Origin of the sequence: Alteriqipengyuania lutimaris, from assembly GCF_003363135.1 — a bacterium.
GTDB classification, from domain to species: Bacteria; Pseudomonadota; Alphaproteobacteria; order Sphingomonadales; family Sphingomonadaceae; genus Alteriqipengyuania; species Alteriqipengyuania lutimaris.
The window spans coordinates 189,552-204,491 of record NZ_QRBB01000002.1 but is presented as its reverse complement, the minus strand read 5'-3'; the positions used below and the strand labels follow the sequence as shown (position 1 = coordinate 204,491).

General features: G+C 64.4%; 12 protein-coding genes and 1 tRNA gene. 4 read left to right on the top strand and 9 right to left on the bottom strand.

What is annotated here, in order from left to right:
- Positions 1–172: 172 nt before the first annotated feature.
- Together recA and alaS are read left to right on the top strand one after the other, a co-directional pair.
- A complete protein-coding gene (recA, locus tag DL238_RS14185) occupies positions 173–1,234 on the top strand; it encodes a recombinase RecA (RefSeq protein ID WP_115493100.1) in 1,062 nt (353 codons plus the stop codon).
- Between the two features lie 186 nt (positions 1,235–1,420).
- Entirely contained in the window at positions 1,421–4,084 is a 2,664-nt protein-coding gene (gene alaS, locus DL238_RS14180; protein ID WP_115493099.1) for an alanine--tRNA ligase, read from the top strand.
- A 21-nt stretch (positions 4,085–4,105) separates the two neighbouring features.
- Here the strand turns inward: alaS and DL238_RS14175 are convergent, their stop codons facing one another.
- The 7 genes from DL238_RS14175 to cpdR all read right to left on the bottom strand — a co-directional run bounded on the left by DL238_RS14175 (position 4,106) and on the right by cpdR (position 10,557).
- Positions 4,106–4,294 carry a hypothetical protein gene (locus DL238_RS14175; protein WP_115493098.1) on the bottom strand — a complete coding sequence of 63 codons (189 nt, stop codon included), beginning with the start codon at positions 4,292–4,294 and terminating at the stop codon, positions 4,106–4,108.
- A 61-nt stretch (positions 4,295–4,355) separates the two neighbouring features.
- Positions 4,356–6,146, bottom strand: coding sequence for a cation:proton antiporter domain-containing protein (locus DL238_RS14170; RefSeq protein ID WP_115493097.1), 1,791 nt, complete (start codon positions 6,144–6,146; stop codon positions 4,356–4,358).
- A gap of 45 nt (positions 6,147–6,191) precedes the next feature.
- On the bottom strand, positions 6,192–7,847 hold the full coding sequence (locus DL238_RS14165; RefSeq protein WP_115493096.1) for a GNAT family N-acetyltransferase: 1,656 nt from the start codon (positions 7,845–7,847) through the stop codon (positions 6,192–6,194).
- 4 nt (positions 7,848–7,851) lie between these two features.
- A complete protein-coding gene (locus DL238_RS14160; RefSeq protein WP_115493095.1) occupies positions 7,852–9,084 on the bottom strand; it encodes an NADP-dependent isocitrate dehydrogenase in 1,233 nt (410 codons plus the stop codon).
- A 103-nt stretch (positions 9,085–9,187) separates the two neighbouring features.
- Positions 9,188–9,880 carry an NAD(P)H-binding protein gene (locus DL238_RS14155; protein ID WP_115493094.1) on the bottom strand — a complete coding sequence of 231 codons (693 nt, stop codon included), beginning with the start codon at positions 9,878–9,880 and terminating at the stop codon, positions 9,188–9,190.
- 127 nt (positions 9,881–10,007) lie between these two features.
- Positions 10,008–10,082 (bottom strand) — tRNA-Val (locus tag DL238_RS14150).
- An 82-nt stretch (positions 10,083–10,164) separates the two neighbouring features.
- Positions 10,165–10,557: a cell cycle two-component system response regulator CpdR gene (cpdR, locus tag DL238_RS14145; protein ID WP_115493093.1), complete on the bottom strand. Its 393-nt coding sequence runs from the start codon at positions 10,555–10,557 to the stop codon at positions 10,165–10,167.
- A 99-nt stretch (positions 10,558–10,656) separates the two neighbouring features.
- Between cpdR and DL238_RS14140 the strand changes: the two genes are divergently transcribed.
- Positions 10,657–11,601 carry an N-formylglutamate amidohydrolase gene (locus DL238_RS14140; RefSeq protein WP_115493092.1) on the top strand — a complete coding sequence of 315 codons (945 nt, stop codon included), beginning with the start codon at positions 10,657–10,659 and terminating at the stop codon, positions 11,599–11,601.
- A 199-nt stretch (positions 11,602–11,800) separates the two neighbouring features.
- On the opposite strand, the gene DL238_RS14135 is transcribed toward DL238_RS14140, so the two are convergent.
- Entirely contained in the window at positions 11,801–12,586 is a 786-nt protein-coding gene (locus DL238_RS14135) for a SapC family protein (RefSeq protein ID WP_115493091.1), read from the bottom strand.
- A 76-nt stretch (positions 12,587–12,662) separates the two neighbouring features.
- Positions 12,663–14,105, bottom strand: coding sequence for an FAD-binding oxidoreductase (locus tag DL238_RS14130; RefSeq protein WP_115493388.1), 1,443 nt, complete (start codon positions 14,103–14,105; stop codon positions 12,663–12,665).
- A gap of 45 nt (positions 14,106–14,150) precedes the next feature.
- Between DL238_RS14130 and DL238_RS14125 the strand changes: the two genes are divergently transcribed.
- Positions 14,151–14,840, top strand: coding sequence for a hypothetical protein (locus tag DL238_RS14125; protein ID WP_147291024.1), 690 nt, complete (start codon positions 14,151–14,153; stop codon positions 14,838–14,840).
- Positions 14,841–14,940: the final 100 nt, after the last annotated feature.

The following is a 14,940-nucleotide window of genomic DNA, read 5'->3' as shown; positions in this document are numbered from 1 at the left end:
AGCCTGGGGCGCGTCGTTCGGTGCGCCCCTTTTTCGTCGCCGGCAGGCCCCGCTCGAAAAACTCGCGTTCCCCTCTTGTTCCGAAAGAACATAGAGTGTACATCCGTCGCTGTCGAACGGGCCTCGGGGCAAAACCGGTTGGTTGCCCTAGGCACAAAAAGGAGAGCGTGCGATGGCTGCTGCGAAACTCAAGCTGGTAGACAAGGAAAGCAACGTGGACCGTCAAAAGGCGCTCGACGCCGCACTCGCGCAGATCGACCGGGCCTTCGGCAAGGGCTCGGCCATGAAACTGGGCTCGAAGGAGGCGATGAATGTCGAATCGATCTCGACCGGCTCGCTGGGGCTCGACATCGCGCTCGGCGTCGGCGGCCTGCCCAAGGGCCGGGTGATCGAAGTTTACGGGCCGGAAAGCTCGGGCAAGACGACGCTGGCGCTGCATGTGCTGGCCGAATGCCAAAAGGCTGGGGGAACGGTTGCATTCGTCGACGCCGAACACGCGCTCGATCCGGTCTACGCCCGCAAGCTGGGCGTCGATATCGACGAACTGATCGTCTCCCAGCCCGATACGGGCGAGCAGGCGCTCGAAATCGTCGACACGCTGGTCCGATCCAACGCGATCGACGTGCTGGTGGTCGACTCGGTGGCTGCGCTTGTCCCGCGCGCCGAAATCGAAGGCGAGATGGGCGACAGCCACGTCGGCCTTCAGGCGCGCCTGATGTCCCAATCGCTGCGCAAGCTCACCGGGTCGATCAACCGTTCCAAGTGTATGGTGATCTTCATCAACCAGCTGCGCATGAAGATCGGCGTCATGTACGGCAATCCGGAGACGACCACCGGCGGTAACGCATTGAAATTCTACGCTTCCGTCCGGCTCGACATCCGTCGCACCGGCCAGATCAAGGATCGCGACGAAATTATCGGCAACTCCACACGGGTAAAAGTGGTCAAGAACAAGGTCGCGCCCCCGTTCAAGCAGGTCGAATTCGACATCATGTACGGACAGGGGATTTCCAAGATCGGCGAGATCCTCGATCTGGGCGTCAAGGCGGGCCTGGTGGAGAAGTCGGGTTCCTGGTTCTCCTACGACAGCACCCGGATCGGCCAGGGACGCGAGAATGCGAAGACCTTCCTGAAGGAAAACCCCGAGATTTGCGACAAGCTGGAGGCTGCGATCCGCGGCAAGACCGACGATGTCGCCGAGGAGATGATGGTCGGCCCTGACGCGGAGGACTGATCGCTTCTTCTCAAGCGGGCGCCGCGACTTGCGCCCGGAAACCCGGAAGACCGGTCGCCGTGCATGCCTTCCCGGGCTGCATCGCGACCGGTTTTTCGTATCCGGCGCCTTTGTTCGCCATTCAGGCGCAAAGAGCGATCGCGAAAGCTTGTCGGTCGCACCGCTTTTGCCTAACTCGCAAGTCCTATGACGAGCACCAACGATATCCGCCGGACTTTCATCGAGTTCTTCGAAGGCAATGGCCACCTGCCCGTGGCCTCCGCGCCGCTGGTCCCACACAATGATCCCACCCTGATGTTCGTCAATGCGGGCATGGTGCCATTCAAGAACGTTTTCACCGGCCTCGAGACGCCGCCGGCCCCAAGGGCCGTGAGCGCGCAGAAGTGCGTTCGCGCAGGCGGGAAGCATAACGATCTCGACAATGTCGGCTATACCGCGCGCCACCACACCTTCTTCGAGATGCTCGGCAATTTCTCGTTCGGCGATTATTTCAAGGAACAGGCGATCGAACATGCCTGGAACCTGCTGACGCGCGAATTCGGCCTCGACCCCGACCGGCTGCTCGCCACGGTCTATCACACCGACGACGAGGCCTATTCCCTCTGGAAGAGGATCGCCGGACTGCCCGATGATCGCATCATCCGGATCGCCACCAAGGACAATTTCTGGGCGATGGGCGATGACGGCCCGTGCGGCCCGTGCTCAGAGGTATTCTGGGACCATGGCGATCACATTGCTGGGGGGCCTCCGGGCACGCCCGAGGAGGACGGGGATCGCTTCGTCGAAATCTGGAACCTCGTCTTCATGCAGAACGAGCAGCGCGCGGGCGAGATCGTCGGCGACCTGCCCAACCAGAACATCGATACGGGCATGGGGCTGGAACGCATTGCTGCCGTCATGCAGGGCGTTCACAACAATTACGACACCGACACATTCAAGACGCTGATCGCGGCGGCCGAGGCCCAGCTTCACGAAAGCGCAAACGACGATACTCTGGCGAGCCACCGCGTCATCGCGGACCACCTTCGTGCCACGGGTTTCCTGATTGCCGACGGCGTGCTTCCTTCCAACGAAGGGCGCGGCTACGTCCTGCGACGGATCATGCGCCGCGCCATGCGCCACGCGCACCTGCTGGGCGCGAAGACGCCGCTGATGCACCGGCTCGTCCCGACGCTGGTCGGCGAAATGGGCCAGGCCTATCCGGAGCTCAACCGCGGCCAAGCCCTAATCGAGGAAACGCTGGAGCGCGAGGAAACGCGCTTTCGCGAGACCCTCGAGAAAGGCCTGCGCCTGCTCGACGACGCGACCGGGACCCTGTCCGAAGGCGATCGTCTCGACGGCGAGGTCGCCTTCAAGCTCTATGACACCTATGGCTTCCCCTACGACCTGACCGAGGACGCGCTGCGCGCCCAGGGTATCTCCGTCGATCGCGAGGGCTTCGACGCGGCGATGCAGCAACAGCGCGAAGCCGCGCGTGCAGCATGGAAAGGCAGCGGCGAAGCCGCCGACAGCGAAGTTTGGTTCACGATTGCGGAGCGCGAAGGCGCCACCGAGTTCATCGGTTATTCCGCCACCCATGGCGAAGGGCGCGTCGTGGCCATCGTGAAGGACGGTGAAGAAGTCGCACGCGCGGAGCCGGGCGACGAGGTCACCATTCTCACCAACCAGACACCGTTCTACGGCGAGAGCGGCGGGCAATCGGGCGATAGCGGCACGATTTCGACGCATGAAGGCTTGCGCATTGCCGTACGCGACACGGGCAAGCCGCTCGGCCGACTGCACGCTCACCATGCCCGCGTCGAAGCGGGATCGGTTGAAGTCGGCGACGAGGTAAAGCTTTCGATCGATGCGGAGCGGCGCGACCGCATCCGTGCCAACCATTCCGCCACGCACCTCGTCCACACCGCGCTGCGCAATCGCCTTGGCGGTCACGTCACGCAGAAGGGCTCATTGGTTGCAGAAGATCGCCTGCGGTTCGACTTCTCGCAGCCGACCCCGCTGACCGACGAGGATATCGTCGCGATCGAAGACGAGGTGAATGCCGAGATTCGCGCAAACCAGCAGGTGTCGACCCGCCTGATGACGCCTGACGATGCGGTTGCGGCGGGTGCGCTCGCGCTGTTCGGCGAAAAGTATGGCGACGAGGTCCGCGTGCTCTCGATGGGCCGCGCGGCCGACGAGGGCCGTACCTATTCGGTCGAATTGTGCGGAGGCACCCATGTCGACGCCACCGGCGACATTCAGCTCTTCCGGATCGTGTCGGAAAGCGCGGTCAGCTCCGGCGTGCGCCGGATCGAAGCGCTTACTGGCGATGCCGCGCGCCAATGGCTGGTCGAGCGCGAGGAAATGCTCAAGTCGGCCGCAGCCGTCCTGCGGACTACGCCGGACGAGGTGGCCTCGCGGGTCGAAGCCTTGCTCGATGAGCGCAAGCGGCTCGAGAAGGATCTTGCGGCGGCGAAGAAGCAGCTCGCGCTCGGCGGGGGAGGGGCTGCGCCAGAAGCCGGTAGCGAAACGATCGGCGACGTCGCCTTCTCGGGCCAGATCGTCGACGGGCTCGATCCCAAAGAGCTGCGCCCGCTGCTGGACGAGGCAAAGCAGCGCCTGGGCTCAGGCGTGGCCGCGATCTGCGCGACGAACGAAGGCAAGGCGGCCTTCGCGGTTGCAGTTACCGAAGACCTGACATCGCGCTTCAGCGCGGTCGATCTGGTGCGTGCGGGCGTAGCTGAACTGGGTGGGAAGGGCGGCGGCGGTCGCCCGGACATGGCACAGGGAGGCGGCCCCGACGCAACGCGCGCCGAGGCCGCTCTGGATGCAGTACGAAATATGCTGCGTGAGACCATCGGCGCCTAAACGCCGATCGTGGCCGAGCGTTTAGCGGGCGCCCTTGGCTGCCCGCCGGGTGTCGCCGCTGGACCCCTTGCCGAGATCTTCGCCGCCGGTATCTGCTGGCCGTGACGCGTCACGGCGCGCGGAGGGTTTGGCTTTGCCTTGACCCTGCACATTCTGCGGCTTGAACTTCTCGTCATTCGGAAGCGGCTTGGTCGGATCGATATCGGACATAAGATTTTCTCCTTTTCCCACCAACGGTTGGGCAGGGCAGAAGGTCCGAAACCCGCCCCAGCTATTCGGCGGGTGCCGTGGCCGACGAGCTGGGTGGCGCGGTGCTGGTGCGCAGCTTGGGCACATGGTCGAGCGCGCCGTCGGTCTGGATCTGCTTGCGCATCTCGTCCCGCTTCTCGTGGATCGACGCGATCACCGGCCCCATGGCGACGCCGACATCGACCAGCACCGCTTCGGATAACTGCAGCGAACTTTCGAGCGTCTCTGGCACCGCGTGGCTCGCGCCTGCCTTGTACAGCGCCGCTGCGTGGGCCGCGTCGCGCGCACGGCTGACGATCAGGAGATCCGGGTAGGTCTTGCGCAAGCGCGAGACGAGCCGCTGGGCCAGAACCGGCGCATCCATCGTGAGGACGATCGCGGCGGCATCCTCCACCCGCAGGGCGCGCAGCGTCTCCAGCCGCGCCGCATTGCCGAAGATTACATTATAGCCATCGCGCTTGTCCTGCATCGCGAGATCGGCGTCCGATTCGATCGTGATGTAGGGCTGATCATGCACCCGCAGCATGTCCGACACGAGGCGGCCCACGCGCCCCCCGCCGACGACGATCACGCGGCCGGCCGGCGCCGAATCGTCCTGTGCGACATCGGGTACGGGATCGACGCGGCGCGCGACCGCACGGCCGACGAAGGCGAGAATCGGCGTGATTGTCAGACCGATCGCGGTAACGATCTGCCAGAACTGCACGGTACCGGGCTGGATCAGCATGGCCGTGCTGGCCGCCGAAAGCACGATGAGCGTGGTTTCGGACGGGCTGGCCATCAGGATGCCGGTTTCCGTGGCGGTGTTGCGGCGGGCCCCCATCATCCGCAGCAGCACGCCCGTGACGACCGCCTTGAACGTCAACACCAGAATGACGGCGGTCAGGATCATGGCCAGATTGTCGCGCAGGGCCTCAAGGTCGATGCTCATCCCGATGGTGATGAGGAAGATACCGAGCGCGAGGCCCTTGAACGGCTCGATAATGGTCTCGACCTCGCCGTGGAAATCGGTCTCGGCAATCAGCAGGCCCGCAATCATCGCACCCACGATAGGGGAAAGGCCTGCCATGCCGGTGGCAAGGCTCGCGCCGATCACGACCACTAGCGTAGCGGCAAGGAATACCTCGGGGCTCTTGGTCCGCGCGGCCTGTGCGAACAGGATAGGCAGGACGTAGCGTCCCGCCACGAGCAGCACGGCGACCACTGCCGCGCCTTGCCACAGCGTGGTCCACAGGCCTGTCAGCCCGTCGGCCTGGGCGTAGGGAGCCAGCGCGCCCAGCATGAAGATGATCGGCACGATCGCCACATCCTCGAACAGGAGCATCGACAGCGCTGCCTTGCCGACCGGTGACGACGTGCCCGAAATCGGCAGCACGATCGCGGTCGACGACAGCGCGAGCGCGAGGCCTAGCGCCATCGCGCCGGTCCAGTACTGGCCCATCATGGCGAGCACGACGCCGATCGACGATCCGATGATCAGCAGCTCCGCCGCGCCGAGCCCGAACACGAGCTTTCGCATCTGCCACAGCCGGTTGAAGCTGAGTTCCAGCCCGATGGTGAACAGCAGCAGGATGATGCCGAATTCGGCGAAGATATCGAGCGAATCCGGCTCCGATATCGTCACCGCGCGAAGCCACTGAACTTCCGGCGTCAGTGCGCCGAGGCCGTAGGGACCGACGAGGATGCCGATCAGCAGGAAGCCGATCACGGGCGTGATGCGAAAGCGCGCGAAGAGGGGGATGACGATCCCGGCCGCGCCCAGGATCACCAGCGCGTCGGAGATCGCTGTCGTCGGTTCGAGTTCACCCGCCATGGGCGCAGACTATACTGGCGCGGTGCAACAATGAAGGCCCGAACGTCACCCACCACCCGGCGTGTGCGGGCCGACCGGCTTGGTGTCCTGGCCCGCAGCCTCGAACTCGTCCTCGCCGATGCGCGGAGAGACCTGGCCCACGCGCTTGTCCCACTTGATCTGGTAGAGGTCGAAGCGGCGATCCGCGAGATTGCGCACGGTGCCTTCGGCGCGCGCCCAGCTGAGGTCCGCGAGGTTCACGTCGCTGATGGTCAGCGTTTCGACATTCTCGCTGGCCTCGGCGGCGATGCCGTCGCGCGCGAAGGGGAAATCGCAGGGCGTCAGGATACAGCTCTGTGCGTACTGGATGTCCATGTTCGCGACATTGGGCAGGTTGCCGACATTACCGCTGAGCACGGTGAAGCACTGGTTTTCGATCGCCCGAGCCTGTGCGCAATAGCGCACACGCATGTAACCCTGGCGGCTATCGGTGCAGAAGGGCACGAAGATGATTCGTGCGCCTTCGTCGACCAGCCGGCGGGCGAGTTCGGGGAATTCGCTGTCGTAGCAGATCAGCACGCCGATCGGGCCGCAGTCGGTCGGGATCGCATCGATCGAATCGCCGCCCTTGATGTTCCACCAGTATGCCTCGTTGGGCGTAGGGTGGATCTTCTCCTGCGCGTGGATCGATCCGTCGCGCAGGCAGACATAGGCGACATTGTGGATGTCGCCGTCATCCATCCGCGTGGGGTGCGAACCGCCGATGATGTTGATGTTGTAGGCCAGCGCCATCTCGGACAGCTTCTGGCGGATGCGGGGGGTATAGCGACTCAGCGCCTCGATCGCCTCGATCGGGCTCAGTTCCTTTTCCTCCGCGCTCAGCAGCATCAGCGTGAAGAGTTCGGGGAAAAGGATGAAGTCGCTTTCGTAGTCGGCCGCGACGTCGACGAAATATTCGACGTGGCGCATGAACTCGTCGAAGCCGCTCACGGCGCGCGCCTGCAACTGGCAGGTCGCGATCCGAACGCTTTCGACGTCGCGCGGGAGGCGGTGCTTGCGTGGTGCGTCGGCGTCCACGTAGGGATTGCGCCACACCATCTTGACCGCGAAGGCCTTCGATTTCTTGTCTTCGGGCAGGTAGTTTTCAAGGATGCCCTGCGGCTCGAAACCGTTGGCGAGCTGGAAGCGCAGCACGGGATCGTGGATCTTGTTGTCGATTACCTTCTCGAGGTAATCTTCCGGCCCCTCGGCATTGTTGCGCTTGCGCCGCATCGCATTGGCAAGGCCGGGCATGCGGCCGCCGAAGACGATGCCGGCAAGATCCAGCCGCTCGGCCAGAGCGCGACGTTCTTCGTAGAGACGCCGCCCCAGGCGCGTGCCACGCACCTTGGGATCGACGCACATTTCGTAGCCGTACAGCCAGTCGCCGGTCGGGTCGTGGCGCGACCCGAAGCCGTTGCCGGTTACCTCGTCCCACGTGTGGTCCGACAAGGCGACATTGGCCTTCAGGCGCATCGACGCGCAGTAGCCCACGATCTCGCCATCGAGCTTGGCGACGAAGCAGCCCTCGCGGTAATTGTTCAGCTGCCCGCGGATTTCGCCCAGCGTGTAGGGAGGAAGATCGACATAGGCGCGCCGAACGAGGTCCGCGATCGCGCGGACATCGTTCAGCTTCGCCTGGCGGACCTCCAGCCGGGCCTTGGTTTTGGCAGTACCCGTCACCGATTTACGCCGGGGCGAGGCCCTGCTTCTTCATCTCGGCTTCGAGATTGGTGACGATCGCTTCGAAGAACTGCTCGGTCGTCAGCCAGCTCTGGCCCGGGCCGATCAGCAGCGCGAGGTCCTTGGTCATCTGGCCGCTTTCGACCGTCTTGATGCAGACCTTCTCGAGCGTTTCGGCGAACTTCACCACTTCGGGCGTGTCGTCGAACTTGCCGCGATACATCAGGCCGCGCGTCCACGCGAAGATGCTGGCGATCGGATTGGTCGAGGTCGCCTTGCCTTCCTGGTGCTGGCGATAGTGGCGGGTGACGGTGCCGTGCGCGGCTTCCGCTTCCACGGTCTTGCCGTCGGGCGTCATCAGCACGGAGGTCATAAGGCCAAGCGAGCCGAAGCCCTGCGCCACGATGTCCGACTGCACGTCGCCGTCGTAGTTCTTGCAGGCCCACACGAATTTGCCGCTCCACTTGAGCGCGGCGGCAACCATGTCGTCGATCAGGCGGTGTTCGTAGGTAATCCCGGCCTTGTCGAAATCGGCCTTGTATTCGGCGTCGAACACTTCCTGGAACAGATCCTTGAAGCGGCCATCGTACTTCTTGAGGATGGTGTTCTTAGTGCTCAGGTACACCGGCCACTTGCGGTCGAGGCCGTACTGGAAGCTGGCGCGCGCGAAGTCGCGGATCGAATCGTCGAGATTGTACATCGCCATCGCGACGCCGGGGCTGGGGAATTCGAACACGTCGATGTCGATATTCTCGCCATCTTCGCCTTCGAAGACGAGGCGCAGCTTGCCCTTGCCGGGGATCAGCGTGTCCTTGGCGCGGTACTGGTCGCCGAAGGCATGGCGGCCGACCACGATCGGGTCGGTCCAGCCCGGCACCAGCCGCGGCACGTTGTCGATCACGATCGGCTCGCGGAAGACCACGCCGCCCAGGATGTTGCGGATCGTGCCGTTGGGCGAGACCCACATCTTCTTGAGGTCGAATTCCTCGACCCGCGCTTCGTCGGGGGTGATCGTGGCGCATTTCACGCCCACGCCGTACTGCTTGATCGCGTTGGCGGCATCGACCGTGATCTGGTCCTCGGTCTCGTCGCGCTTCTCGATCGAAAGGTCGTAGTACTTAAGATCGATATCGAGATAGGGCAGGATCAGCCGCTCGCGAATCCACTGCCAGATGATCTTCGTCATTTCGTCGCCGTCGAGCTCGACGACCGGGTTCTTGACCTGAATTTTCGCCATTATTCGTCCCTGCTGGTCCGGATGTTGCCTGATTGGGTGAAATATGGCGCGGCTTTAGCAGGTGGCGAGGCGCACGCAAGGAGGGCGGGCGCGCCGGGAACGCTCAGCCGCCCTTGATCTCCTCGATCAGCGCACCCGGGCTCTCCAGATCATCGCTTTCGCGTCGGGCGATGAAGGGAAATCCATGCATCCAATCGCGGGTTTCTGCGCAATCGAGCATGAAATCTGCCAGATCGGCGCGACGCGTGCGCAGGGTGCCATTTGGAAGGTCGTCTTCGGAGAGCTGATAATCGCGCGTCAGTTCGCGGTCGAGCAGCCAGCCGGGGCGCACGGCGGTCCATTCGATATCCTCGACGACACGGAGCACCCGCTCCATCTCGGCCATTTGGCGAAATACCCGGCGCAGGGGCGTGGTCGCGGCCTTGAACCAGAAGGGCACCGTGGCGTCGCGATCGGCAAAAGCTGCCGAGATGACGACCAGCCTTGCGACACCCGCCTTGCGCATTCCCTGCACCATGCGCACCGCGCCTTCGGTGTAGAGCGGCGGCGGATCCGCGAGAGCTTTCGGTTCGCGTGGCAGGCCGATCGCCGAGACCACGGCGTCACATCCCTCCATGAGGGAGGAGAGGTCGTCATGCAGCACGTTTGCCTCGCGCCGCTCATACTCCATCTCGGGCGCGGGGTCGTCGTTCCAGTGACGCTCGGCGGCGCGCACGGTAATCGAGCGGTCGGCTGCCTGTCGCAGGATTTCCTGCCCGACGCCGCCGGTCGGCCCGAAAAGTAGGATGGTGCTCATGCCCGGCCAAACGGGCCGCACGCCTAATGGTGCCGCAGGGGGCCTACCGCCTTTGGGGCAGCCGGACGAAGATTCGCCGAGCCCGAATGCAAAAAAGGCGCCGCAACGCGACGCCTTCTGCCCTCGATGGTGGGCGTACCAAGATTTGAACTTGGGACCCCTACGATGTCAACATAGTGCTCTACCCCTGAGCTATACGCCCGCACCATCGGGTATGCCGTCGAAACAGCGGAGGCGCCATCTAGCCGTGCTTCGCGCATGGTACAAGAGGCAATTGCGAGGCTCTATAATTGAGCCTCGCGTGCATCGGCGAATACCCGGTCGACCTCCAGAACGAGATCGCGCAGGTGAAACGGCTTGGACAGCACTTTGGCCCGCGGCTGGTCAGCGCTTGCCTTGAGCGAGACGGCCGCGAAACCGGTAATGAACATCACCTTCGTTGCCGGGCTGATCTCGTTGCAGCGCTGTGCCAGCTCGATCCCGTCCATTTCCGGCATCACGATGTCGGACAGAAGAAGGTCGTAGGATCCGCCCTCCAGGAGGGGCAGGGCGGCCGTCCCGCAATCGACCGAATCGACTCCGTAGCCTGCTTTTTCGAGAGCACGGGTGAGATAGGTCCGCATGGCATCTTCGTCCTCCGCGAGGAGGATCCGCCGAAATGGTGTAAGTTTGCTCATAGGTCTGCATGCATAGCGGGCAGCGCTTAAGGAATCTTTGGCAAGACAGAGCCTTGCCCTGCTTTGACACAAATCCGCATCCGGTCCAGCGTCGGCGCGATGGAGACGCCGGTGAACAGCGATTCGCACAGGAAAATCGACGGCGGAATGATCCCGGGAAGCGGCGCGCCCGCCTTTACTCTGTCCGGTGTGAGCGAGGCGCGGGTGCCCGTGCTGGTGGCTGCCCCCCACGGCGGCCGCGCCTATCCGCGAAGTCTCGATGCAGACATGCAGAACCCCGGACTCGCGAAGTTGCGGCTGGAAGATCGTCTGGTCGACAAGCTGGCGCTGGCGGTCGCGGACCAGGCGGGCGCGGCGTCGCTGGTGGCGCATGCGCCGCGCGCCATGCTCGATCTCAACCGCGCAGCCGACGATATCGACTGGTCGATGATCGGTGATTCGCGCCCCGACGGGCATGTGCATTCGAGCGCCAATCGCCGCGCCCGCAGCGGGCTGGGCCTGGTGCCGCGCCGCGTCGCCGGCGTTGGCGAAATCTGGCGCAGGCCGCTGTCGCAAACCGATGTGGCTGCGCGGATCGCGGGGATACACGAGCCCTATCATCGTGCGCTGAGCCGCGCGCTTGGCGAGATCCGGCGCGTATGGGGCGTGGCGCTGCTGGTCGATCTGCATTCGATGCCGCCCCTGCGCGCACGCCATCCGGGCGAGAGGGCGGTCGAATTCGTCGTCGGCGACCGCTTCGGCGTATCGTGCGGCGACGCGGTGTCAGGCCGCGCTTTGCATTTCCTCGGCCAGCACGATCGCGGGGTCGCGCATAACCGGCCCTACGCCGGCGGCTACGTGCTCGACCGGCACGGCAAGCCGGCGCTCGATATCCATGCGCTCCAGCTCGAAGTGTGTCGTTCGCTCTATCTCGATGCGCGTTTCGAGAGTGCCAGCGCACGCATGCCCGCAGTGGCGCGGCTCCTGGCGGAGCTGGTCCGCGCGCTGGCGGATGAGATATTGTCCGAACGGCGCGAACATGGCCTGCCACTCGCCGCCGAGTAGGCGTGGCGCACCTCCTCGAATAAAAAAACCACCCCGTGCGCAATTGCACGAGGTGGCCAAGGTTCAGGGAGGAAGCACGCTTGGAAGCGTGCCTATCCGGGGCGGCTAAGAGGGGGGAGTGCCGCCCGGACAATACAAATCTGGGGTGCGCTGCAGCATTGTCAAGAAGTGTCGCGTGCGCGCCTGTCGGCGGGTCGCCTCAGCCGGCAGGCTGCTGGTTGGCTGCAGGCATCTTGCCCTGCTGTTCCTGACGGCCGAAGATGACGCGCATCAGTTCGAGCGAGGTCAGGTGGGCGTAGATGATCGACAGCATGCCGTCGCGATTCCACTTGGCCAGCGTTTCGCCATCGATATTGGCCAGCTTTTCCTGGTCGATCATGCGAAAACCCTTGTAAACGTAAGGCTTGTCGGGATCGGCGGCGCGCTGGATACCGACTTCGCCTTCCATCAGGAGGTCATGCTTGGTCAGTTCCTCTGTCAGGACCTTGGTCCGCAGACCTGCCTGTTCGAACTTCTCGCAGAAATCGAGGATCGACTTGGTCTGATCGGTGGTCGAACCGTCTTCGTTGAAGAGCAACTCACCCTCGTCGAACTCGCCGACCGCTTCGGAGGTCGGGTCGAAGCACAGCGAGAGGTCGTCGCTTTCCTGCGAAAGGCGCGCGAGGATGAAGGGGTAGCGGCGGATGTATGCCGGCACATAGACCTGATCGATCAGCTTGCCGGAATCGTCGAAGAAGGTGTTCACGCCTTCGTTAAGGCCCATGAGCGCCAGCGGCAGCGGATTTTCGCCGGAGGAGAATACGATCGGATAGTGACGCGCAGCCTGGATGAATTCGTCGGCGGTCAGCGGCACGACATGCTGCTTCGCAAGCCACGGTGCCGAATCGCTCAAGCGGTTGCGGAACTTCATGTGATCCCGCGTGTTGAGCGGCATCAGGTCCTGGTAGAACATCGGAAGCTGGGGCTGTTGCGGCGCGCTGGCCATCGGTCTCTCCGTAAACGGCTGAAAGAAGTCGAGGGACGAGCGCCGGTGCGCGCCCCCTGGTCGCGAAACCGCGCCTTTAGGCGGCGGGCCGCTGGCTGGCAAGCGGGACGAGCTTGCCCGGATTCATGATGCCCAGCGGATCGAGCGCCTGCTTCACGCCGCGCAGGATGGTCAGTGCGGCCGGATCGGCAAGGCGGGCGAGTTCTTCGCGCTTCATCTGGCCGATGCCGTGCTCGGCGCTGATTGAGCCGCCCCATTGTGTCACCAGATCGTGGACCGCAGCGCTGATCGCCTTGCCATCCGCATTCTCCCACTCGCCACCTTGGGCCCCTTCGGGCGCCCGCAGGTGGAAATGGACGTTGCCGTCGCCGAGATGGCCGAAAGCGACCGCGCGGGTGCCTGCGAAGCTTTTCTCCAGTTTGGTGCTGGCCTGCTCGATGAAATCGGGCATCGCCTCGGGGGGCACGGAGATATCGTGCTGTACCGCCGGGCCATGCGCGCGCTCGGCCGAGGAAATGCCGTCGCGCAGCGCCCACAAAGCTTCGGCCTGGGTTTCGTTGGCGGCGATCGTCGCGTCTTCGACCAGAGCCTTTTCCAGCGCGCTCTCGAGCAGGGTCGTGGCTCTGCCTTCGAGCTCGCCTGCCTGCGCCTCGTCCGCCACCAGTTCGAGCAGTGCGTACCAGTCATGCCGCGCTTCGAGCGGGTCGCGCGCAGTCGGCTCGTAGGCGAGGACCGCGTCGAGCGCGTCGCGCGGCATGATCTCGAAGCCTTCCAGCGCATCGCCCATTTGCCGGGCGGCGAGCAGCAGCAGCCTGCGCGCCTGCTGGACCGACGCAAGGCCCACGAACAGCACCCTTCGGGCGGCGATGCGGGGCAGAAGCCTGAGCGTGGCGGCAGTGACGATGCCAAGCGTGCCTTCCGAGCCGATCAGCACCTGCTTCAGGTCGAAGCCGCGGTTGTCCTTCTTGAGCGCCGCCAGCGTGTCGAGGACGGTGCCATCGGGCAGCACGGCCTCGAGCCCGCGCACCTGCGCGCGCATCGTCCCGTGGCGCAGCACCTGCGTGCCCCCCGCATTGGTCGAGACGAGGCCGCCGATGGTGGCCGACCCCTTGCCGCCGAGCGTCAGCGGGAAGCGCAGGCCGCGCTTGTCCGCCTCCTCGTGCAGGGTCTGCAGGACGACGCCCGCGTCGCATACCACCTGCCGCGCATCCTCGTCCCAGCCGCGGAAGGCGTCCATCCGGCGCAGCGACAGGAGGATCGAGCGCCCGGTATCGTCGGGCGTAGCCCCGCCCGACATGCCGCTGTTGCCGCCTTGCGGCACGATCGGCACGCGATGCTGCGCGCATAGCTTCACCAGTTGCGCGACCTCTCGCGTGTTTGCGGGTGAGGCGAGCGCGAGCGCGTTGCCATGATAGCGGCCGCGCCAGTCGGTCAGCCACGGCTCTATGACCTGCGCATCGCGCGTCAGCCCGCGTGGGCCGAGAAGATCACTTGCTGCTTCGAGAAACCCATCGCTCATGTTGCCGCCATGCCACACTGGGACTGCGTCTTGCCAGCCCATTGAGTGTGGCGGCTGCTACAATTAAGCCGTCATTCAAAAGAAGGGGTTATCTCCGAGCGCTCCGGGGGGATCGAGCGGGGCGGTTTTGACGCCGCCTGTGAGGAAATCGGCACGTACATGCTTTTCATCGCTGCATTCTTGGCCAGCACATGGACGCCCCTCGGGGTGAGCGAGAGCGATGTGCCTTATTCCCGGCCCAGTCTGCAATCCTCGATTCTGGACTTCGATGCCATGGCGACAGAGGCGCCGATCGAGATGAGGGAGCCGACCGCACCCGGCTGGCTCGCCGCAGATGCATGGCGCAAGGACAGCGAAGCGCACCAGGTGCGCATCCGTCAGGAAATCATGATCCGCGTCTCGCCCCGCAGGCCCAATACCCGCGAGATGGTGGCTGACTGGCGGCAGGTGCTGCCGCGTCGCTACGACCAGCGCAAGATCGGGAAATGCCTGCCCGCGCGCAGCATTGTCGCGGTGCAGACCGTGTCGCCGCGCGATCTGGTGCTCTACCTGTCGGACAACCGGATGATCCGCGCCCAGCTGCGCAAATCGTGCAATGCGCGCGACTTTTACCTCGGCTTCTACGTCGAACCGACCGATGATGGCGAACTGTGCGTTGGGCGCGATATCCTGCGGGCACGCAATGGCGCGACTTGCAAGATCGGCGCGATCCGTCAGCTCGTCCCTGCCGAGTAGGCGCATTTTCTTGACATTTGCGCGGAGTTGAGCGAAGCCGCGCGCGCCTCGTCGGGGGACTTTCCCGCGAGGACTCGGCCGTATAAGCCCACCACATCCG